A 22,713-nucleotide genomic window follows, 5' to 3' on the forward strand; every position below is an offset into this window, starting at 1 on the left:
ATCCTTTGTCTAACTATATTCATACACCAATATTATCGTTGTCATTTTTATCGATGCGTATCCATTATGGCTCTATCTCATTTTTATTATCGATACTTTTTTTTAACAAAGCCTAACAACTATATATAAATACCCTAATCCGCTGCAACTAAATACTGATTTATTAATGTATTAAGCTCTACTGAGCCAGATGCTTAGCTTCAATCACTTCAAATACGCGACGATCGGCTGACTTATCATTATATTCAGTCAAAATTTCGTTAGATGGGCAAATTAATGGCGCATCCTTCAACAATAAATGAATACGTTGTTTAGAAAAAGCAATCAAATTTGATTCAAATATTGCCAGCATTGCCCCATAAACATTGGTATTCCACTGTCCTTTATAACGATTCGCTATTTTCCACAAGGTATCACTTTCATTGCGCTCTATAGTGCAATTCGCTTCAACGTAAGGCGGTGTTTTTTGCGAACTCACTGAAGCAGATTTAACTGGCGAAGATTGAACTGAATCAACAAGCGCCGATGAACTATTTTTAGATGTATCGGCGATTTGATTTACCTTAGCAGATGTAATACCAGTTGAAGTTAAGGCCGCACTTTTATCTGAGATAGGCGCATCAAATAAAGCCAAAGTGATTATGGCTGCCCAATGATCACTGTGTAATCTTGACACAATTAACTCAGCACCAGTGTCCGTAACCTCTTTATTCCCTTGAACATGCAATAAGTAAGGATTAATTTTCTCCGCCATCAATACCTGTATTATAGTCTGCTGATTGTGTGTTTGTTTGATGGCAAATTGATATAAAGATAAATCAGCATGCTGATCAATGAAATTAACCTTTAACACAGGCGGCTGACCTAGTTCAAATTGACGACTATTAATACTGATATGTGATACTTGAGCAGGTAAAACTTGGCTGTATATCAGCACAGCAACGAGCAGGAATTTGATTATCAATCCCATCATATTCATAGCTTCACCTTACTTTTTATTCTGTTTGTTATATTTATTGTCAGTTAACGGTACACTAAGTGCATCTATTGATGAATAATTTAAATTGTCTTTTTGGAACCTTATGCCTGTGTATGTTGAAGTCGCTTTACCTGTGCCACTGCGAAGAAACTTCAGTTATCGCGTCCCAGAAAAGGACATGCCTGCATTAGCAATAGGTTTGCGCGTCAAAGTCCCTTTTGGGCGCCAACAGCTCATTGGTTTAATTACCGCCATTACAGATCAATGTGATCTAGCTGAAAATCAAGTAAAAAATATCACTCAAGTGCTCGACTCAGAAGCTATTTTACCTGAATCTTTATACAAGCTAACTTTATGGGCTGCACGATATTATTTTACCACCCAGGGGCAAATGCTCAGTCAGGCGCTACCGGTTGCGCTTCGTAAAGGGGCCGACACCGCGCCACAAGCCATTATTTATTACGCCTTAAGCGAGCAAGGTCAACAGGCTCAAGTCAGTTTACTCAGCCGCGCACCCGCTCAAAAAAATTATTCGACGCGCTTAAATTACAATCTATCACCCACGATGAGTTTTTAAGTTTGGAGTATAGTAAAGCGGCATTAAAAGCGCTTGAAGATAAAGGTTGGATTGAGCAAAAAACACAAGCTGTCAACATTGATTTAGCTTGGCGTCAGCAGTTAGACATCACTGAAACACCCCATAAACTTAATAAACAGCAAGCCGTTGCAGTATCGATTCTTAATCAGCAACAAGGTTTTAACTGTAGTTTGCTCGAAGGCATTACTGGTTCAGGCAAAACAGAAGTATATTTAGCTGTGCTTGAAACAGTATTAAAGCAAGGTAAACAGGCACTTATTTTAGTACCTGAAATTGGCTTGACCCCACAAACCATTAATCGTTTTAAGCGTCGATTTGCGGTCAATATTGCGGTAATTCATTCAGGGCTTACCGACAATCAACGGCTTGATGCTTGGCGACAAGCTAGAAGCGGTCAAGCGGCGATTATTATTGGCACACGTTCTGCTCTATTTACCCCAATGTCTTTTCCTGGGGTCATTATTTTAGATGAAGAACATGATTCCAGCTTTAAGCAGCAAGAGGGAGTTCGCTATCACGCCCGTGACTTAGCCGTTATGCGAGGCCATTATGAAGATATCCCGGTCATTTTAGGTACTGCTACACCTTCTTTAGAATCATTACAAAATGCCATATCAGGTCGGTACCATCATCTCACGCTAAGTGAACGAGCAGGCGCAGCACAAAAGGTTAAACAGGGAATTATTGATATCACCAACCAGCCGCTTAAGCATGGTATGTCAGCCTCACTGATTAATGAAATGCGCATGCATTTAGATGCAGGTAATCAAGTGCTATTATTTTTAAACCGTCGTGGCTTTGCTCCGGCATTGTTATGCCACGAGTGTGGACATTTGCACGAGTGTGACCGCTGCGATGCCTTTTTTACTGTCCACCAAGGTTTGAATGAGATTTGCTGTCACCATTGCGGCAATCAATACGCTATTCCTAAGCAGTGCCATCAATGTGGCAGCACTATGCTAATGGGTCATGGATTAGGTACTGAGCAACTCGAACAAGCATTAACCACAATGTTTCCCAAATACCCAGTAGTGCGAATAGATCGCGACACCACAAGGCGCAAAGGCTCGTTAGAAAAACAATTGCACGGTATTCATAAAGGGGAATATAAAATTCTAGTTGGTACGCAAATGCTGGCTAAGGGACATCACTTCCCAGATGTTACCTTAGTCGGTTTATTAGATGTCGATGGTGCATTATTCAGTGCTGACTTTCGTGCCCCCGAGCGTTTTGGTCAACTCTACACCCAGGTATCTGGCCGAGCGGGACGTGCGGATAAACCCGGCAAAGTATTACTACAAACTCACCAAAGCGATAATCCATTACTGCGCAGTTTATTACGCCAGGGGTATGGTGACTTTGCCCGCGAGCAACTCAAAGAGCGTCAATTAGCCCTGCTGCCCCCCGCTTGGCACATGGTGCTTATTCGCGCTGAAGCACACCTAGCTGCTGATGCCGACAGTTTTCTTAACCAAGTCAGCCAACTGCTCCCGCAGGATAAAGACTTTGAAATTATTGGTCCGATACCCGCGCCATTAGACAGAAAGGCAGGTAAATATCGCCGCCAGTTAATGTTTCAAGCTAAATCACGTCAGCGGTTACAAATCGAATTTGAAAAAATTCTTGAGTTTATAGAACAACTTCCACAGACCAAAAAGTGCCGTTGGAGCATAGATCGTGACCCACAAGACCTCATGTAGCGGTTAACATTTAGCACATTTATGGCAAGCTTATAATCTGATCTGAAAAAATTCCATCAAGTACATAGCAATTTACCCCCATAAGCGGCTAAAATATGCGGTTCTGTCGCGTCATTCATTAACGAATTTAGTGCAAGCAAAGGCCCATGAAATCACATATTGAATCTTTACTACAACAAACCATCGCCTCGTTTATAGAACAAGGTATTGTACCTGCTGATTTTCAAGCCCGTATTCAGGTGGACCGCACTAAAGATAAAAGCCATGGTGATCTCGCCAGCAACCTAGCAATGATGCTGACTAAAGTTATCGGCAAACCGCCGCGTGATGTTGCCCAGCTGATTATTGATACTTTACCCGCCTCATCTCATGTGGCTAAAGTTGAAATTGCTGGCCCTGGGTTTATTAACTTTTTTATTGATGACAACGCACTGGCTAACCAATTACAGCAAGCGATTAATGATGCCCATTTAGGGGTTAAGCTGCCGAATAAGCAAACTATTGTTGTTGATTACTCCTCACCCAATTTAGCCAAAGAAATGCACGTAGGTCATCTGCGTTCAACCATTATTGGTGACAGTGTGGTGCGCGCGTTAGAATTTTTAGGCCATAACGTTATTCGTCAAAACCATGTCGGTGACTGGGGCACACAGTTCGGCATGTTGTTAGCATATATGGAAGAACTTCGAGCGGCCAATGGTGAACAAGCGACATTAGAATTATCTGACCTAGAAATTTTCTACCGTGCTGCTAAGGTTCGTTTTGATGAGTCTGCTGACTTTGCCACCCGCGCCCGCCAATTAGTGGTTAAACTGCAATCAGGCGATGCCTACTGTAATAAACTGTGGCGTGAGTTTAATGATATTTCATTAAGCCATTGTTTAGAGGTATACCAACGTTTAGGGGTGAGTTTAACCCGTGATGATGTGCATGGTGAAAGTGCTTACAATGCTGATTTAGACCAAGTGGTTGCCGATTTAGATAGCCAGGGTTTATTGACTGAAAGTAATGGCGCTAAAGTTGTTTTCCAGAATGAATTCAAAACAAAAGAAGGCGAGCCACTACCGGTTATTATTAAAAAAGCCGATGGCGGTTACCTGTATGCCACCACAGATTTAGCCGCGATGCGTTATCGTTCTAATGTATTAAAAGCAGATCGCGCGCTGTATTTTGTTGATTTACGTCAAGCACTTCATTTTCAGCAAGTGTTCAAGCTTGCTCGCCTAGCTAAATTCGTTCGCAACGACATGACCTTAGAGCACACAGGTTTTGGCACCATGAACGGTGAAGACGGTCGTCCATTCAAAACCCGAAGTGGTGGCGTGGTTAAGCTAGTCGACTTACTTGATGAAGCAAACGTTCGCGCACTTGATTTGGTTCGCAGTAAAAATCCAGACATGGACGAAGCCACATTAACTGAAATCGCCCGCGTAGTAGGCATTAGCGCGGTTAAATATGCTGATTTATCTAAAAACAGAACCAGTGATTACATTTTTAGCTTTGAGCAAATGTTAAGTTTTGAAGGCAATACTGCGCCTTACCTACTTTATGCTTATACCCGTGTAGCCGGTATTTTCAAACGCGCCGAAGACATTGACTTAAGCCAGGCCGAAATAGTATTAGAGCATGCAAAAGAAAAAGACTTAGGCACCAAACTTGCCCAGTTTAGTGAAGTGCTCACGCGCATGACCGACAAAGGTCAGCCACATGTGCTATGTGCTTACTTGTATGAGCTAGCCAGCGAGTTTTCTAGCTTTTATGAAGCGTGCCCAGTGCTAGCCGCCGACACGGATGCACAAAAACGCAGCCGCTTACTGTTAGCACAATTAACCGCTAACACTTTAAAAACAGGTTTGTCGTTATTAGGCATTGAAACCTTAGAGCGCATGTAAATATGAGCCGAGATTACGCTAACCGTAAACCTAGACCTGCTGCAAAAGCAGCTAAGACTTCGCGTGCTTCAAAACGCAAAGATACGCGCACTATGCCAATCATCCCATGGTTGTTGGCTATTGTATTGGTTTCCGGTTTTGGTTATTTTTTATGGATGATTAACGGCAGCTCTACTGATTCCGCAACAGGAACAGCATCGTCAACGGCCAATAAAACTGACACGCCAATAGCCAAACCAGCAGTCGTTAAAAAAGATCCTAATGAACTGCCGCCTAAGCCTCAAGAAGAATGGACTTATCTTGAAGAATTAGAGAACAAACAGGTTGAGGTTGATGTACCAAACTCTGGTGTGGTGTCTAGCGGCCTATATCAAATGCAATGTGGCTCGTTCCGTCAGGAAAGCCAAGCCAATGAGATGAAAGCGCGTATTGCCTTCATGGGCATGGAAGCACTGGTTAAGCGTTCAGAAGGCGCTAATGGCATTTGGTATCGAGTCGTTTTAGGGCCTTTTGAAAGTAAACGTGATGGAGAGCGTGGTCGTCATAAAATGCAAAAAGGCGGTATAAATACCTGCCAAATTTGGTTATGGCAATAAACCTATTTTAAGAGCCATTTAAATAGCCCGAGCCATCGGGCTTTTTCATAAATGAATGTTCATCTTCTTCACTTGAAAACACTCATCCGCTACCCCATATCCTTTATATCAATCAGCACCCTGTTCAAGGTTGCTGAGTTTAGTGAAGAGGATTAACCGTGACTACTATCGTATCTGTTCGCCGCAATAACCAAGTTGTCATCGCAGGTGATGGCCAAGTTTCCCTAGGCAATACTGTAATGAAAGGTAATGCGCGTAAAGTGCGTCGTCTGTATCACAATAAAGTACTTGCGGGTTTTGCTGGCGGCACCGCTGATGCATTCACCTTGTTCGAGCGCTTTGAAACCAAGCTAGAAATGCATCAAGGTCACCTGCTTAAATCTGCAGTCGAGTTAGCTAAAGACTGGCGTACCGACAAAATGCTGCGTAAGTTAGAAGCCATGTTAGTGGTCGCCGATGAAAAAGAATCATTAATCATCACAGGTAACGGCGATGTCGTGCAGCCAGAATATGATTTAATTGCCATTGGTTCAGGTGGTAACTATGCCCACGCATCAGCACTTGCCCTATTACAAAATACCGAATTAAGCGCCCGTGACATTGCTGAGAAGTCACTGACTATTGCTGGCGATATTTGCGTATTTACCAACCAATTCAAAACTGTCGAAGAGCTGAATTATTAATTCGAGTGAAAGGAAAAACTATGTCTGAAATGACCCCTCGCGAAATTGTCCACGAACTCGATTCGCACATTATTGGCCAGAAAAATGCTAAACGCTCAGTCGCTGTTGCCCTTCGTAATCGCTGGCGCCGGATGCAGCTTGACGCGTCATTGCGCCAAGAAGTGACCCCGAAAAATATTTTAATGATTGGCCCTACTGGCGTAGGTAAAACTGAAATAGCCCGTCGGTTAGCTAAGCTCGCCAACGCCCCGTTTATCAAAGTTGAAGCGACAAAGTTCACTGAAGTCGGTTATGTCGGTAAAGAAGTCGAGCAAATCATTCGTGATTTAACCGACTCTGCGGTAAAAATGACCCGTGAACTGCAAATGAAAAAGTGCCGTTTCCGCGCTGAAGAATTAGCCGAAGAACGCATCTTAGATGCCCTTCTGCCTAAGCCAAAAGAAGACTGGGAAACCGACAAAAAAGAAGATTCGGGTACCCGTCAAATTTTCCGTAAAAAACTGCGTGAAGGCTCTCTCGACGATAAAGAAATCGAGATAGATGTTACTGCACCGCAAATTGGTGTAGAAATCATGTCGCCGCCAGGCATGGAAGAAATGACCAATCAGCTGCAAGGGCTATTTCAAAATCTAGGTCAAAACACTTCAAAGCGTAAGAAGATGAAAATTAAAGACGCTTATAAACAATTAATTGAAGACGAAGCTGCAAAGTTAGTTAATCAAGAAGATTTAAAAGAGCAAGCTATTGAGTTAGTTGAACAGCATGGCATTGTCTTTTTAGATGAAATTGACAAAATTTGTAAACGTGGCGAAACCTCAGGGCCTGATGTGTCCCGTGAAGGTGTGCAACGTGATTTACTGCCATTAGTCGAAGGCTGTACTGTTACTACTAAACACGGCATGGTTAAAACAGACCATATCTTATTTATTGCTTCAGGCGCATTTCAGATGTCAAAACCATCAGATCTTATCCCAGAGCTGCAAGGTCGACTGCCTATTCGCGTTGAGCTAGATGCGCTAACGGCTCATGATTTCAAACGCATTTTAACAGAGCCGCATGCTTCATTGACTGAGCAATATATCGCGTTAATGGGCACCGAAGGCGTAACAGTTGAATTTGCAGAATCGGGTATCGAGCGGATCGCTGAAGCTGCTTGGCAGGTCAACGAGCGCACAGAAAACATTGGTGCCCGCCGTTTACATACTGTGATGGAAAAGCTGATGGAAGATATCTCATACGAGGCTTCTGAAATATCCGGTTCTAGTTTTGTCATTGACGCTGAATACGTTAATAAACACTTAGATGCCTTCGTTCAAGATGAAGATTTAAGCCGCTTTATTTTGTAATTGGCATAATCGATAACAGGTATAAATAGTGGCCTAAGCAAAGCGCGTCACGTTTAGACACGACAAAAATTGGATTAACACTACAATCGAGTATGATTAACATATTGGGTTTAGCGTTAATCCTTTTTTATGGATCAACATTTTTATAGGCCTATCACTTTTTTGGCTAGATATTTTAAAAGGTAATCATATGTCAGCAGCCACACCCGACGTCACGGGTATTAAACTTAAGCGTAAATCTAAGTTATTAGAAGTCAGTTTCGACAATGGCCAAACCCACAGCATTAGTTGTGAGATGTTACGCGTTCACTCGCCATCGGCTGAAGTACAGCGTCATGGTAATCCCGTTTTAGTCACCCATAAAAAAGAGGTTAACATTACTGCCATTGAACCCGTTGGTAATTATGCGGTAAAGATTATCTTTGATGATGGTCATGATACAGGCTTGTTTTCATGGAAGGTTTTATTTGATTTGTGTACTAATCAGGTCGAGCTTTGGCAACAGTATTTAGCCCGACTTCGCGCGGAAAAGGGGTCGCGTGAAGCGCTGATTTCAATGAACATTAAGTACTCATAAACCTTATCTGCCAGGCGTTTTTATTTGAATTATTAATATGGTAGTAATTTAATTATGCTACCGTTAAACGATGGGATAGCACTTACCTGTCTGGAATAAACTGTTAATTATCATGTCTTTATTAGCTCACGCCCATTTGAAACTATACGTACAGGAAAGCCCTAAATAGAAACGCATAAAATCCCCCTCAAAAATAGCATCGCCGCCGTTGTAAATGAACTTTAAAAAACATTCCTGCTGAATTCCTTTGCAGCAAGTTTTTAATTAACCCCATCTTGCGACTATGGCAGATAAACCTCTTAATAAATAAAAGAAATAACGCCGAAGTCACACAAAAACATTAAAAATCAGAAACTTGTGCCACATCAAATCCTAATAAATTACCATCATGTATAGGTAAACTGAAAATATAGCTAACTGAGAGCTTTTCTCTACATACCATTACATTCAATTATAAGACGTCACTTATCTAGCTGGTCAGAGCATTCTATTGATTCATAACGTTTACGATCCTATCAACTCAAACCATTTGCGCCGGCTCATAAAACTCGCCATACTGGTTCAAACGCATGTTTGAACTAATCTTAATTAAAAACAATAAATCAGAGAATAGCCCTATGAATAATGCAATTAAAACACCCGTTGAAATGCTTGCGCATTGGGTTGAAACACACGGCGAAAAAGTCTATTTACGCCAGCCGATTAATGGCAGCTATAACGACTTCACCTGGCGCGAAGTACAACAAAAAGTTCAACAAATCGCAGGCGCATTACGTCATCTGGGTTTATTACCCGGCGATAAAGTCGCTATTTTATCTAAAAACTGTGCCGAATGGTTTATTACAGACTTAGCCTTAATGCTAGGCGGTTACATCAGCGTACCTATTTACCCTACCGCCAATGCCGATACCATTCGCTATGTGTTAGAACACAGTGGTACTAAGGCTATTTTTATCGGTAAGTTAGACTACTGGGCAGACCAAGAAGCCGGTGTCGGTGGTGAAATTTTACGCCTAGCCATGCCCTATGACACTATGCCAGCTCAGTATCAATGGGATCAGTTATTGTCATTGGGTCAGCCTCTTGTTGATGCTGAGTATCCAACGCCCGACACCACTATGACCATCATTTATACCTCAGGCTCAACAGGTAAGCCCAAAGGCGCTATTCATACCTTTGCTAATTACAGCTGGACCTGTGAGGCTGTGGTACGTGACTTACAAACCAATACTGCCGATAGACTGCTGTCTTACTTGCCTCTGGCTCACATCACTGAACGTATTGCCATGGAAGGGTCCTCTTTCTACTCAGGCTCAACGGTGGCGTTTGTTGAAAGCTTAGATAGCTTTGTTGAAGACGTGAAACGTTGCCGTCCAACGGTTTTCTTTTCAGTACCCCGCTTATGGACCTTATTCCAACTTAATATTGTTAATAAAATTGGCCAAAATAAGCTTAATTTCCTGCTTAAATTACCTATTATCAATAGCATTATTAAACGCAAAATTCAGAAAGGCCTTGGCTTAGAACATTGCCGTCTACTCGGCTCAGGCTCAGCGCCTATTCCACCCACGTTACTGAAGTGGTATCACAGTATTGGTATGAATATTTGTGAAGCATGGGGTATGACCGAAAACTGCGCTTATTCGATTATTAACTACCCTTTTAATGCCGATAAGATTGGCACTGTCGGCCGCGCAATTGAAGGCTGCCAAGTTCGCCGCACCGAACAAGGTGAATTATTAGTAAAAAGTCCTGGTTTAATGAAAGGATATTATTTACAAGATGAAGCCACTGCTGCGGCATTTGATGAAGATGGATTTTTCCATACTGGCGATTTATGTGAAATAGACAGTGATGGTTATATAGATATTACCGGTCGTGTGAAAGACAACTTCAAAACATCAAAAGGCAAATACGTTGCGCCAGTGCCTATCGAGCGCAAGCTGGCTCAAGACTCACACGTCGAGTTAATCTGTGTTATCGGTTCAGGTCTACCTCACCCAGTTGCCCTAGTACAATTGTCTGAAGGCGCCAATTTACAACCACGTGAAGAAGTGCGTACCTCATTAAAGGCTACCTTAGACAGCATAAATCCTAATCTTGAATCCCATGAACATGTTGATGCAATTATTGTTGTCAAAGAACCATGGACTATCGAAAATGATGTATTAACCCCAACCCTTAAAATTAAACGTCATGTGCTTGAAAAAGCCTTTAGCGCTAAAGTAGAGGGTGTTCGTGGTGCAAAAATTCGCTGGGAAGATGAGCTATAAATTGATGAACTAAAATTCATTAAATAGACAAAAAAATACACGCTGAATGCGTGTATTTTTTTGACATATTCTGTCAATATACGTCTCATTATGTCTGTAACCCTTAAGTGGCTAATGGTTAATACCGCGCCACTTCATTAAATGAGAGCAACATGTTAATTGCATTAGCCATTCTTGGCGGATTTATTATTTTAACCATTGGGGCTGAAGCCCTAGTTCGTGGCGCAAGTGCTGTTGCACTTAAGCTCGGTATTGCCCCGCTGATTATTGGTTTAACCATTGTGGCTTTTGGTACTAGTGCACCAGAGCTTGCCGTCAGCATAAAGTCTGCTCTTGCTGGCAACCCAGGCATTGCCTTAGGTAACGTTGTTGGTTCAAACATTGTTAACATCGGATTAATTCTGGCTATTACCGCATTAATTAAACCGATCCAAATACAATCACAAATGGTTAAACGTGATATTCCCATCATGATTGCTGCATCTATCTTAGTTTGGTTCTTACTCCTTGACGGTGTAGTGAGCTTTACCGACGGTGCTATTTTATTCAGCTTATTAGTGGGTTACTTAGTATTTAGCTACGTCAGTTCAAAAAATGAACCTGAAGAATTAGATATTGATACCACGCCACAAAACCCATTGCTGTCTGTAGGGCTTATTATTGTCGGTATTGCTATGCTGGTTGGCGGCGGAATTTTATTCGTTGATGGCGCAGTAGATCTCGCCAAAATGTTTGGCATTAGTGAAGTCATTATCGGCTTAACGATTGTGGCTATTGGCACCAGTATGCCAGAGCTAGTCACTTCGGTTATGGCTGCATTAAAGGGCCAAAGTGATATTGCTATCGGTAACGTAGTGGGATCGAACATCTTTAACGTTTTAGGCATATTGGGCGCTACAGCATTAATCCACCCGGTATCTGCAGAGGGGTTTAATCAAATAGACTTCATCGCCATGATCATTTTCGCCATTATGGTATTACCTTTTGCCTGGAGCGGACTGCGTATTGGTCGTCGCGAAGGTGCGGTATTGCTAACGGGCTATATTGGTTATACCGGCTTCTTGATTTCTCAAGTGGTTGCTTAAATTAAACATGCTAATCAGCAGGTGTTGATAAACACCTAAGTAGATTTACTAACAACCAAAATCTCCATCTTGGTGTCCAGCAAAAAAACCGTCTCATTTTATAGGCGGTTTTTTTATGCCTACAAAACTCACCTAAAATTGATGACATTTGTCATATCAAATCCATGACCTATGTGTCTGCCAAGCTTCACTGTTTCTCGACATAATTATCTCAGTTTCAAACCAGTCTGGTTTGGCTTATTAACATGAAACAAATGGAGATTGACATGAAAACACTATTATTGATTGGCAGCTTAACCCTTATTAGCCACGCAAGCTTTGCTGACATAAACCAAATTGATGCCGCGGCCAACACCATGAATATTGAGCAACTAAAACAAATTAGTAGCCAAACTTTTGATTATGAAAAAGCTTATGCAGAGTATCGCTTAGCAATAACCGCTAATATATTGGGGCAGCGACAGCTTGCCAGCACTCACTTAGATTCAGCTCAAGCAAACCTTGCACAGCTGATTAACAGAGAAAATAGTGCCGATGCCAGCGCGCTATTAGCGTCAATCTATGGCATGCAAATCGCCTTTGATAGCAGCAAAGCTGCCACCTTAGGCATGAAGTCATCACGTTTACTGACCCAAGCAGAGCAACTTGATGCGACCAACCCAAGGGTTAAATTAGTGCAAGCCATTAGCGCGTTCAATACCCCATCGATATTTGGTGGCGGTATAGACAAAGCACAAACACTTGCAACAGAAGCCATTACGCTTTTTGAAGCTCCTTGTGAAAGTATTTGCTGGGGGCACGCCGAAGCCTACACATGGCGCGGGCTAGCTAAACAAGAAGATGGCGATCTGGCAGGGGCAATTTCTGACTGGCAAACCGCGTTAACGGTTGATGCGCAATATGGTTGGGCTAAATTTTTACTCAGTCAGCAAACAGCAAAGCAGGTGTCAAAGTAAGCGTCATATTAAAGGCCTTTTTAAATAAAGGCTTGTGCAAATACGCGCAATTAAGGCGCAGTTAACATATGATTAACAGCGCCTTAATTATCAGCACGACCTAATGATTAAACGGGAATGAGCACCATGAGTTACTTTAATAACAACGCCCTAACTGCTGAAAAAAGCTACGAGCAAAAAACGGCTTGGGTATACCTGTTAAACCTAGGTTTTTACTTTGTGCCGCTGTTTTTTATGCAAGGTCAATGGCTCAATATCATAGTCGCACTGTTAATATTAGTGCCCTTTATTTTCGGATATTTTTGGGCATATAACAGCAGTACCCAAAAAGCGCTTTACCCTATCATCTTAATGCTAACATGCGCGATTGTGGCGACACCTTTTACCTCCGGCACTATTTCATTATTCTCATTTGTATGCTTTTTTATTGGCTTTTTCTATACATTACGCACGGCTACTTTAGGGTTTTTGGCAATTTGTTTGTTGTTATTACTATTGAATCAAGTCGTTAATATTGAAGGGTATTACTTCGCTTTTTATGGCATGGGCATTAGTTTAGGTGTAGGGTTTTTTGGTATTATTGAACAAAATCGTCAACGTATTAAGCGTCAGCATAAGCGCTCACAAGACGAGATAACCCAACTGGCAACCGCATTAGAACGTGAACGCATTGCGCGTGATTTACACGACATTATGGGCCACAATTTATCTTCTATTGCCTTAAAAGCCGAACTTGCTGGAAAATTACTTCATGCAAATCAATTAGACTTGGCCCAAACACAATTAAGCCAATTAGCCGAAATAGCACGTGATAGCCTTAGCCAAATTCGTCAAACTGTGTCGAACTACAAACATAAAGGTCTGCAAGCTTGTTTGCCTACATTAATACAATCTTTGCGCGATCAAGGTATAGAAGTAAATGTGGAGGGTGATACTCCCTCATCAACTGATCTTACCGAGTCACAATTAGCGCTCATTCTGACAGAGGCTGTTAATAATTGCCTTAAACATAGTCATGCTGAAAAGGTGAGTCTAATTTTTGCTCAAGATGAACATCATATTCATGTTAGTCTCAGCCAGAATACCGCCGCAAAAGAGATTACCGAAGGTAATGGTTTAAAAGGCATACGTGAGCGGGTAGATTTATTAAATGGCACATTTGAATATCAAACGACACCAGTCTTTCAGCTGAATATCACCCTACCCAATGCAACGCATTAAGGTTAGTAGTCAGTCGCGGTAACAATAAAGAGCTAAAGCAAAGGGAAACGATACCGTATGAAAATTTTACTCGCTGAAGACCAGGCTATGATCCGTGGTGCCTTAGTGGCACTGCTTACGTTGGCCAAAGGCCAATTGCCCCTCGCGCATTTAGCTAATGGCTTTGAAATTACAGAAGCTGAAGACGGTGAGCAAGCTTTAGCTTTGCTGAAAAAACAGTCTTTTGATTTATTACTCACCGACATAGAAATGCCGCATAAAACCGGACTTGATTTAAGCCAATGGCTACAATCACAATCCAGCACAACCAAAGTGATTATTCTAACCACCTTTGGCCGAGCCGGTTACATCAAACGCGCCTTAGAATATGGTGTAAATGGTTTTTTATTAAAAGATGCCCCATCAGATGAGTTAATTAATGCCATTATTAAAGTCATGTCAGGCAAGCGCGTGATTGACCCTGAGCTTGCGTTTGCCGCCATAGGTGAAATTGACCCGCTAAATGATAAAGAACGCCAAGCACTGCGATTAGCCAGCGAAGGTAAAGCCACCAGCGATATTGCCAAATTACTCTTTATTGCCGAAGGTACGGTACGTAATTACTTGTCTGAAGCAATCGCTAAACTCAATGCCAGCAACCGCATTGATGCTGCCCGAATTGCCAAACAAAAAGGTTGGTTATAAATTTAAGCTAATATCTTGATATTGCCTTAGATCTAATCTCTGCTAAGATAGTAAAACATATGTATATAATCACAGTACTATGAAATTGCTTAGCAAATTAAGTTAAGCATAACTTAGTGGAGTAAATAACGTTTGTTGCGTTTAGATTTAGTGCCCATCACCGAGCTAAAAGGTGTGGCTAAAAAAATGGCTGAAAGGCTGCATAAGCTAGGCATTAAAACAGTACAAGATGTGCTGTTTCATTTACCACTGCGTTATGAAGACCGCACTCAAATCGACCCTATTAACGCCCTCTCATTTGGCGGCTACGGCACCATCGAAGCCGAAGTTCAGTCCACGCAAATTATTCAAGGTCGTCGCAGAATGCTTATCTGCAATGTGCGTGATGACACAGGACCAATGACATTACGGTTTTTTAATTTTTCGATGGCACAACGTAATGGTATGCAACAAGGCGCGATGATCCGCGCCTATGGTGAAATTCGTCGTGGTAATCATCATGCTGAAATTGTTCACCCTGAGTATAAAATTATCCAACCCGGTGATGAGAGTAACTTAAGCGAAACCTTAACCCCAATTTATCCGACAACGGAAGGGTTAAAGCAGGCAAGTTGGATTAAGTTAACCGATCAAGCCCTATTAATGTTAAATCAAGGTGGCTTACAAGAGCTTATTCCCGCTAACCTACAACCTAACAACCTGACACTGCCGCAAGCCCTAATGCTACTTCATCGACCGGATAAAAATGTCGATCCATTTATGCTTGAGCAAGGGCAACACCCTGCCCAGCAACGTTTAGTCCAAGAAGAATTGCTCGCCCATAACTTAAGCATGTTACAGCTAAGACAAAAATCACAGCGTGATGCCGCTATTTCAATCGCCGCAAGCGGCCAACTACTTAATCCATTTTTAAAAAATCTCCCTTTTAGGCCAACAGGGGCGCAACAGCGCGTTGTTGCTGAAATAAGCCAAGACTTACAGCAATCGCATCCTATGATGCGATTAGTGCAAGGCGATGTAGGCTCAGGCAAAACATTAGTTGCTGCAATGGCCGCGCTGCAAGTCATAGAAAATGGTTATCAAGTGGCTATGATGGCACCCACTGAGTTATTAGCCGAACAGCATGCGATTAATTTCGCCCAATGGTTTGAACCTTTAGGGGTAAAAGTAGGTTGGTTAGCGGGTAAAATTAAAGGTAAGGCAAGAGCACAATCATTAGAAGATATCGCTTCGGGAGCGGCACAGATAGTCATTGGTACCCATGCAATATTTCAAGAGGCGGTTCACTTTCATAAACTGGCGTTAATAATTATTGATGAACAACACAGATTTGGTGTTCATCAACGTCTAGGCTTACGCGAAAAAGGCGTTAGTCAGGGTTTTCATCCACATCAACTCATCATGACTGCCACCCCAATACCCAGAACCTTAGCCATGACAGCCTATGCGGATTTAGATACCTCGGTGATTGATGAACTCCCCCCTGGTAGAACGCCAGTTACCACGGTAGCCGTATCCGACAGTCGCCGCAATGATGTGATAGAAAGAGTTAGGCAAGCCGCGCTGCAAGATAATCGTCAAGCTTACTGGGTATGCACCTTAATTGAAGAGTCTGAAGTATTAGAATGTCAGGCTGCTGAAGATACCGCGGCGGAACTGACTGAGGTATTACCAGAACTCACTATTGGCTTAGTACATGGGCGAATGAAAAGCGCTGAAAAACAACAGGTCATGGCAAAATTCAAAGCAGGTGAAATACAGCTGCTTGTTGCGACGACTGTGATTGAAGTAGGCGTTGATGTGCCTAATGCTAGCTTGATGATTATTGAAAATCCTGAACGTTTAGGGTTGGCTCAATTACACCAATTAAGGGGACGTGTTGGTCGTGGTGCGGTGGCAAGTCATTGCGTCATGTTATATAAAGCGCCATTGTCACATACTGCGACCAAGCGATTAGGTGTGCTACGTAATAGTAATGACGGCTTTGTTATTGCTCAAAAAGATTTAGAGATCAGAGGCCCTGGTGAAGTATTAGGTACCAAACAAACTGGGTTGGCAGAAATGAAAATTGCTGATTTAATGCGTGACCAACACCTGATCCCAAGCATTCAAAAGCTTGCTGTGCATGTTTATCAACAAGTGCCCGATAACGTCGACTTAATCATTCAACGATGGCTGGGTGAACGACAACAATATGTGCAGGCATAAGATGATTTTTTATTTATATTTTAACCACCCTATGGACATGCAAGCGTAATCTTGCACAATGGAAACAGTATTTACTCTTTCTGTTCCGTATTATCAGCTTTAAACAGCTAAGGAATTACAATGCAGGTTAATAAAGAAGATAGAGCGACACCCGCGACTGAAGCTGAAACAAAACCAAATATGAATAACGCCATTATCGGCGGCGTTATCGTTGCACTGATAGTCGGTGCGGGTTACTTCTATATGAGTGGCGAAGACTCAGCTGAATTAGAACCGGCCATGCCAACACCTATTGAGTTACCAGAACCCGTGCCAATGAACCCTATCGAAGAGGTACCTATTGAAGAGTCGATTACAGATACTGATACAACTGATACATCAGTATCTGATATTGTGCCATTGGGTGGAGAGTCACAAGCCCCTAAAGTCGTTGCAGAACCCTTACCACCATTAGCGGAATCTGATGACTTTGTTGCCAAGAAAACCTTAGCTGTTGCCAATGGAATGAAAATTGAGCCGCTTATTTTGAAAAAAGATATGGCGCGTCAATTTGTGGTCTTTATTGATAACTTAGCTCAGGGTGAGTTGATCCGTAAAGCCAGCCCAATGCAGGGGCCCAGCAATAAGTTTTCGGTGAGTGAAATTACTAATAAAACTTACTTAAACCCAGATAGCTATCATCGCTATGATTTATACGCAGATTTTGTCTCTGGCTTGAACGATCAAGAACTTGCTGCGACTTATCGCGAACTTAAGCCATTATTTGAAGAAGCGTTTACAGAACTGGGTTATACCAATATGACTTTTGATGAACGCATGCAACAAGCTTTTAAAATGATTGCTGACGCCCCCATTGTTGAAGATCCTATTGAATTAACCTCAATATCGGTCAATTATCAGTACGTTGATGCGAATTTAGAAGCACTACCGAATGCACAAAAACTGCTTGTTCGAATGGGACCAGAAAACACCCGTAAAATTAAAAATGCCGTAAAACGATTACAACCTTTATTACCTCAATAGCCAGCCAACACTGTAACATTTGAGTAACCTATAAGAAGCAGCAGCGAAAAAACCTCTTTTCCTGCTGCTTTTTTATGCAAGCAAGACTGTTTAGCCCTTCATACTTTAGTGTAGAGTCAACCTGTCGATTTTTGATTGCCAGTGATCTCTCCTATTTTCACTCGCAAACAAAAATGCCTACTTAGATAAGGACGACTAGGCAACAAAGAAGCAATGTAGTGCAGTTAGCATTTGATATTTTATCATGGAGTGCTTGGACACCTGACTTTCCAAAAAAAAAGTTGGTCGCTCTAGCTGAGACCAAATCAACAAACTGTACTCAATAACGTGTCTCCAGCGCTTTCTCAAATACCTGCAATGCAAAGACGCCGGTTCAGTCGACTAAGCAAAATGATGCTTACTGTCGCATTTGACTGCCAAGCAGAAGTGTCAACTCGCAGTATCTTTCGTCCCGCCACGGTGAGCTCAATCGCACTATTGGCTTGCTTGAAGATGTGGTAGCCAAACAACCTCTTTCCCCCATGGCCTTTAGCCAGTCCGTACATAATATTAGCAGTGGAATTTATGGCATATTAAGCACTAATAAAGATAAAGCCAAGCTAGCCCGTTTAAACGAATTAACTAATGATAAACTGGCGATTGATGCCTATGCCTGGATAACCAAAGTACTTTGAGTCTCTGGCAATGGAGAAATTCAAACCTGTGACAGTGAGGCCGTCTGAAACCGAACCAGAAAAAGCTACGCAGTTACGTATCAGAGCATTTAAACTCTTACCGTTAAGCCTAACTGCTTAGCTTTAACAAAAATGCGACTCATTCGAATCGCATTTTTCCTTAAACACAGACATGTTAAAGCATGTAATTAAACACGATATATCGCCGCTTTGGTTTGATACTCTTCAGTAATTGCTTTCATGCTGGTCACTCCATTAGCTAACTTAGCAATTTGCTCTGATAACAAGGTAACTGTGTTCATGTTGTCGCTCATTTCGCTGCCAATATGACTTAACTGCTTACCCTGCTGTTCTGTATCATCAGCAACATGACGGCTTAAGCTAGCAACTTGCTCAATTTGATTAGCTCGTTCCGCCAGTCCCGATGCAATAACGTTTGTATGGGCCACATTAGCCGTGGTACGTTGCTTGCCTTCATCCATTGACTCAACTGTTTTCAGCATACTGTTATTTAATCGACTTAATACTTTGGCAATTTCATCGGTTGACTGACTAGTTCGTTGTGCTAAAGCGCGCACTTCATCGGCAACCACAGCAAAACCACGGCCACTTTCACCCGCTCTTGCAGCTTCAATCGCCGCGTTTAATGCCAGCAAGTTAGTTTGCTCAGAAATACTGCGAATAGCTTGTAATAAGGTGGTGATGGAAGTGACGTCTTTGGTTAAATCGGTTAAAGATTCGGTTACCTCTGTGGTATTACTTTCTAATAACTGCATGTCCTTCATGATCGACAATGCACTTTGTCTATCTTGCACGCTAGATGAAGCTGCTGTGTGTGCCTGCTCTGCTGATAATTTGCTGTTATCTGTAACCTGGTGAAAATACTGAATCACATTTTGCGCCGTTTGCGAAATTGAATGAGCCTGATGCTGCTGATGATTCATAGCCTCTTGAGTATGCTCGCTTAACATCAGTAATTGATCTGACGTCTTAGTCATCTTCGCGGCAATATCATGGTAATCACTGAACAACTGACTCAGCTCTTCCAACATCAAATTAAATGCACTCTCTGCTGAAGTCGTAGCAGGGCTCAGCCTAATAGATAAGTCTTTATTAGCCGAAATTTGCTCAATAGCATCGGCGATGCGTATATTCGCCGATGAGTCTTCACGCATGAAGAGTGATATTTTAATTAAAATCATCGTTTCAACAGCAGCAAATAAAGCATGGACAAACATAATGCTCCAATTACAATCGCCGGCAAAAATCATTATAGGCGTATCAAAAAAACTACCACCTGAAAGCTGAATATAGGTAAATAGCACGTGATGGGCGGCAACAGTTAATAAAGAGGCTAACAAAGGCTGCCAACGCTGATAAATCAAAAAAATAGCCATAGAAGCAAAGATATGAAAATGCATTTCAATCATACCCATTTGGCTTTGTACTAATAGCGCAGATACCGTCATCATGATTACTGCTGCAACAATACCAAATAACGGCGTACCTTTAAGCATGCTGTAACTTGCCTGCACTAACACTGCGATAGCAACCGCTGAAACACCGGTAAACATGAGCATTTTCGCACCAAAAAAACCACTCAAAATAAGTAACGGTGCTTGCATTAATAATATTCGGTATACATATGCATCATTTTTTAATAATCGTTCAATGGCTTGCGATTCAATCATAGCGATCCTTTATTTCGATGTTATATATTGTCTTAATTCAGCTAACATCTTGTCGGTCGAAAGTTGTTTGGCTGTGTAAATACGAGCAATATGTCCATTCGGTGCAATTAAATATAGATTACCTACGTGATTATTAGTAGGTGAATACGCATGAATATTTTCAGACAAATGCTGGGAAAACCTCAATAGATCAGATTCTGCCAGCGCGGCACTGACAAATCTAGCTGACTGGGCATCAATCATTTGCTGTCGAATTGCTGGAGTATCATTATCAGGGTCAATAGTAATAAACATAAATACTATATCTACTTGGCCCAATTCAGTATCTTGGGCAATGGCATTTTCAAGCTGATGTAATTGCTGAATGCGTATTGGACAGATTTCTGAACAAGACAAAAATCCAGCAAACAAATAAGTGAACTGACCAGAATTAGCAGGAAAAATATGCGTATTAAGCTTAGTATCTTGCCATTGAAAATTTAAGGGTGCTAAATTTTCAGCATTAATACCATATCGGCTTTGGCCATCTGTGCTGGTAATGAATTGTGCTGCAATCATTAATAGAGGCACTAAAAATAGTGCGGTAACAATAAAGCCAACTGCCGACCATTTTTGCGTTTTTGTCATTCACCTCACCGCTTAGCGAAATAATATATCTGGGTAAAAGTTAATACATTATCATAAAAAATGCCCATGATTGAGTATATTCAATCATGGGCATTTACGGGATTTTTTTAATAAGTAATCGAATAATTACAATGATATTGCTTTTAACGCTTGCTTTGCATTTGTCATTGCTGATGCGGCAATATCTGCGCCCATGTTTAACCCTTCAGCATAAATAACTTCTACATCTGTAATGCCAATAAACGCTAATACTGTGGTTAAATAAGGCACGACATGGTTACTGCCAGCATCTTTATGCATACCGCCACTGGAAGCCACAATCACGGCTTTTTTGCCGATTAATAATCCCTGTGGCCCTTTATCTGTATAGGTAAATGTCACACCTGCTCTAGCAATAAAATCAATCCAAGCTTTAAGTTGCGTAGGGATCATAAAGTTATACATAGGAGCAGCTAATACTATGGTGTCATTGTGCTGGAGCTCAGCGACTAATTTATCAGATAACGCTAAGGCATCGAGTTGACGTAAAGATAAATTATCGCCACCACGTAAACCATTTGCCAGTTCGCCATCTAATACAGGTACTGGGTCTAGTGCCAAATCGCGTGTAGTGATTGCTGCACCTTTATCTTTAAATAACATTGCCAAGTCATCTAATAATACTGATGATTGTGAATGCTCGCCTAAAATACTCGATTTCAACATTAATACTTTGTTCATGATTATTCCTTAAAGTCGTGTCGTCATCTTCAGCACTGGACCCCTTTACGTTCAAACACGTTGAATCGCTGCCTTGATGGAATAACAACAGTATACTTACTAATAAATGGAATAATAGCGGAATAAATCGACACTAAGGTTCTAAAAAATAGAATGAACACCTATTTAGCAGAAGGTAAAGATACATAAACGCCACAAAAACGAGCGCATAATACATCCTGACACCAGAGTTCAACCGTAAGCTCGGCTTTAACTCGCCGCCCTCGTGCCAGCGGTGACAAGTCTAATGCAGGCCAAATCACTCTCGCGGTAGGTTGTTGACGCACTGGCGCAATATATTTCACCTGCGCATCAGCAAGCACAATGTCACCCGTGACCGAGGCCAACTGCTGTTGCAGCCATACCATGCCCCAACCCGTTAAGGTCATCAAAGTATAAATACTGCCGGCAAACATGGTTTGATGAAGGTTAATATTGGGTGCTAACGGTGCTGTGGTTATTAGCTCACTGATTTTAGATAAAGGCACCTCAGCACGGGAAGCTGCAGGTTCAATATTTGTTGGTAAATTAATCGCATCAGTAAATGACAACACCTCAATCTGCATAAACTGACTGAGCGGAATGGTTTGATACCAGGTGCTCACCAGTTCTTCTATTAGCGGTTGATGCTGAGTCATACTTTATACCTGTAAACTGAAGGTCACTGGGCCATCGTTAATCAAGGATACTTGCATATCAGCACCAAAACGTCCTGTTTGAGTGTCAAGCCCAAGCTCACCACAGTATGCGACAAAAGCTTCATATAACGTATTGGCTTGTTCAGGGGTCGCCGCACCAGAAAAACTGGGACGTAAGCCTTTGCCAGTATCTGCTGCCAAAGTGAACTGAGAAACCACCAGCAATTGGCCGCCAACCTGGGATATATTCAAATTCATTTTGCCATTTTCATCGCTAAACACTCGATACTTACTGATCTTGGTGGCCAACTTTTGCATTTTATCAATATCATCTTCACGCTCAACACCTAACAACACCAACAAGCCTTGATTAATCTCGCCAGTTGTTTCATCTGCCACAGTCACTTTGGCGTGTTTAACCCTTTGTATCAGTCCAATCATAATGTAATTTCACTCCTTAAAAACGGCTTATAACAGGTATAAATTGGCTGTTCTGCGTTGAC

Annotated in this window: 18 protein-coding genes and 2 pseudogenes; 14 read left to right on the plus strand and 6 right to left on the minus strand. The window is 41.8% G+C overall.

Annotation, left to right across the window (positions count from 1 at the left end; all coding sequences use genetic code 11):
* Positions 1-178: 178 nt before the first annotated feature.
* Positions 179-979, minus strand: a complete 801-nt coding sequence (locus ACRWQL_RS08810; protein WP_434953135.1) for a FimV/HubP family polar landmark protein — start codon at positions 977-979, stop codon at positions 179-181.
* 103 nt (positions 980-1,082) lie between these two features.
* Here ACRWQL_RS08810 and priA point away from each other — a divergent pair.
* The 14 genes and pseudogenes from priA to ACRWQL_RS08880 all read left to right on the plus strand — a co-directional run.
* Positions 1,083-3,277, plus strand: a pseudogene (priA, locus tag ACRWQL_RS08815) (primosomal protein N').
* A 146-nt stretch (positions 3,278-3,423) separates the two neighbouring features.
* Positions 3,424-5,169 carry an arginine--tRNA ligase gene (gene argS, locus ACRWQL_RS08820; protein WP_434953136.1) on the plus strand — a complete coding sequence of 582 codons (1,746 nt, stop codon included), beginning with the start codon at positions 3,424-3,426 and terminating at the stop codon, positions 5,167-5,169.
* A gap of 2 nt (positions 5,170-5,171) precedes the next feature.
* Positions 5,172-5,765: an SPOR domain-containing protein gene (locus tag ACRWQL_RS08825; RefSeq protein WP_434953137.1), complete on the plus strand. Its 594-nt coding sequence runs from the start codon at positions 5,172-5,174 to the stop codon at positions 5,763-5,765.
* A gap of 158 nt (positions 5,766-5,923) precedes the next feature.
* Positions 5,924-6,448: an ATP-dependent protease subunit HslV gene (gene hslV / locus ACRWQL_RS08830; RefSeq protein WP_226411739.1), complete on the plus strand. Its 525-nt coding sequence runs from the start codon at positions 5,924-5,926 to the stop codon at positions 6,446-6,448.
* 20 nt (positions 6,449-6,468) lie between these two features.
* The gene (gene hslU, locus ACRWQL_RS08835; RefSeq protein WP_434927924.1) at positions 6,469-7,794 is read left to right on the plus strand and encodes an HslU--HslV peptidase ATPase subunit; all 1,326 of its coding nucleotides are present in this window, start codon (positions 6,469-6,471) and stop codon (positions 7,792-7,794) included.
* A gap of 190 nt (positions 7,795-7,984) precedes the next feature.
* Entirely contained in the window at positions 7,985-8,371 is a 387-nt protein-coding gene (locus ACRWQL_RS08840; protein ID WP_434927923.1) for a gamma-butyrobetaine hydroxylase-like domain-containing protein, read from the plus strand.
* Between the two features lie 617 nt (positions 8,372-8,988).
* Entirely contained in the window at positions 8,989-10,644 is a 1,656-nt protein-coding gene (locus ACRWQL_RS08845) for an AMP-binding protein (RefSeq protein WP_434953138.1), read from the plus strand.
* Positions 10,645-10,796: 152 nt separating this feature from the next.
* Entirely contained in the window at positions 10,797-11,729 is a 933-nt protein-coding gene (locus tag ACRWQL_RS08850; RefSeq protein ID WP_434930684.1) for a calcium/sodium antiporter, read from the plus strand.
* A 266-nt stretch (positions 11,730-11,995) separates the two neighbouring features.
* Entirely contained in the window at positions 11,996-12,685 is a 690-nt protein-coding gene (locus tag ACRWQL_RS08855; RefSeq protein WP_434953140.1) for a hypothetical protein, read from the plus strand.
* 126 nt (positions 12,686-12,811) lie between these two features.
* Positions 12,812-13,906, plus strand: a complete 1,095-nt coding sequence (locus ACRWQL_RS08860) for a sensor histidine kinase (protein WP_434953142.1) — start codon at positions 12,812-12,814, stop codon at positions 13,904-13,906.
* 57 nt (positions 13,907-13,963) lie between these two features.
* The gene (locus tag ACRWQL_RS08865) at positions 13,964-14,590 is read left to right on the plus strand and encodes a response regulator transcription factor (RefSeq protein ID WP_434927916.1); all 627 of its coding nucleotides are present in this window, start codon (positions 13,964-13,966) and stop codon (positions 14,588-14,590) included.
* A 132-nt stretch (positions 14,591-14,722) separates the two neighbouring features.
* Positions 14,723-16,798, plus strand: a complete 2,076-nt coding sequence (gene recG / locus ACRWQL_RS08870; RefSeq protein WP_434953143.1) for an ATP-dependent DNA helicase RecG — start codon at positions 14,723-14,725, stop codon at positions 16,796-16,798.
* A gap of 120 nt (positions 16,799-16,918) precedes the next feature.
* Positions 16,919-17,821, plus strand: coding sequence for a DUF3014 domain-containing protein (locus ACRWQL_RS08875; protein ID WP_434927915.1), 903 nt, complete (start codon positions 16,919-16,921; stop codon positions 17,819-17,821).
* A 330-nt stretch (positions 17,822-18,151) separates the two neighbouring features.
* Positions 18,152-18,400 (plus strand): annotated as a pseudogene (locus tag ACRWQL_RS08880) (beta-ketoacyl synthase chain length factor); the annotation flags it as partial.
* A gap of 283 nt (positions 18,401-18,683) precedes the next feature.
* Here ACRWQL_RS08880 and ACRWQL_RS08885 read toward each other — a convergent pair.
* From ACRWQL_RS08885 to dtd, 5 genes are all read right to left on the minus strand, one after another.
* Positions 18,684-20,186, minus strand: a complete 1,503-nt coding sequence (locus tag ACRWQL_RS08885; RefSeq protein ID WP_434953144.1) for a methyl-accepting chemotaxis protein — start codon at positions 20,184-20,186, stop codon at positions 18,684-18,686.
* Between the two features lie 9 nt (positions 20,187-20,195).
* Complete coding sequence (locus ACRWQL_RS08890; RefSeq protein WP_434953145.1) at positions 20,196-20,813, minus strand: SCO family protein; 618 nt, start codon at positions 20,811-20,813, stop codon at positions 20,196-20,198.
* A gap of 126 nt (positions 20,814-20,939) precedes the next feature.
* Positions 20,940-21,533, minus strand: a complete 594-nt coding sequence (locus ACRWQL_RS08895) for an FMN-dependent NADH-azoreductase (protein WP_434953146.1) — start codon at positions 21,531-21,533, stop codon at positions 20,940-20,942.
* 161 nt (positions 21,534-21,694) lie between these two features.
* Positions 21,695-22,210 carry a thioesterase domain-containing protein gene (locus ACRWQL_RS08900; RefSeq protein WP_434953147.1) on the minus strand — a complete coding sequence of 172 codons (516 nt, stop codon included), beginning with the start codon at positions 22,208-22,210 and terminating at the stop codon, positions 21,695-21,697.
* Between the two features lie 3 nt (positions 22,211-22,213).
* Positions 22,214-22,651: a D-aminoacyl-tRNA deacylase gene (gene dtd / locus ACRWQL_RS08905; protein WP_434927908.1), complete on the minus strand. Its 438-nt coding sequence runs from the start codon at positions 22,649-22,651 to the stop codon at positions 22,214-22,216.
* Positions 22,652-22,713 lie beyond the last annotated feature (62 nt).

Origin of the sequence: Shewanella sp. HL-SH4, from assembly GCF_051164845.1 — a bacterium.
GTDB classification, from domain to species: Bacteria; Pseudomonadota; Gammaproteobacteria; order Enterobacterales; family Shewanellaceae; genus Shewanella; species Shewanella glacialimarina.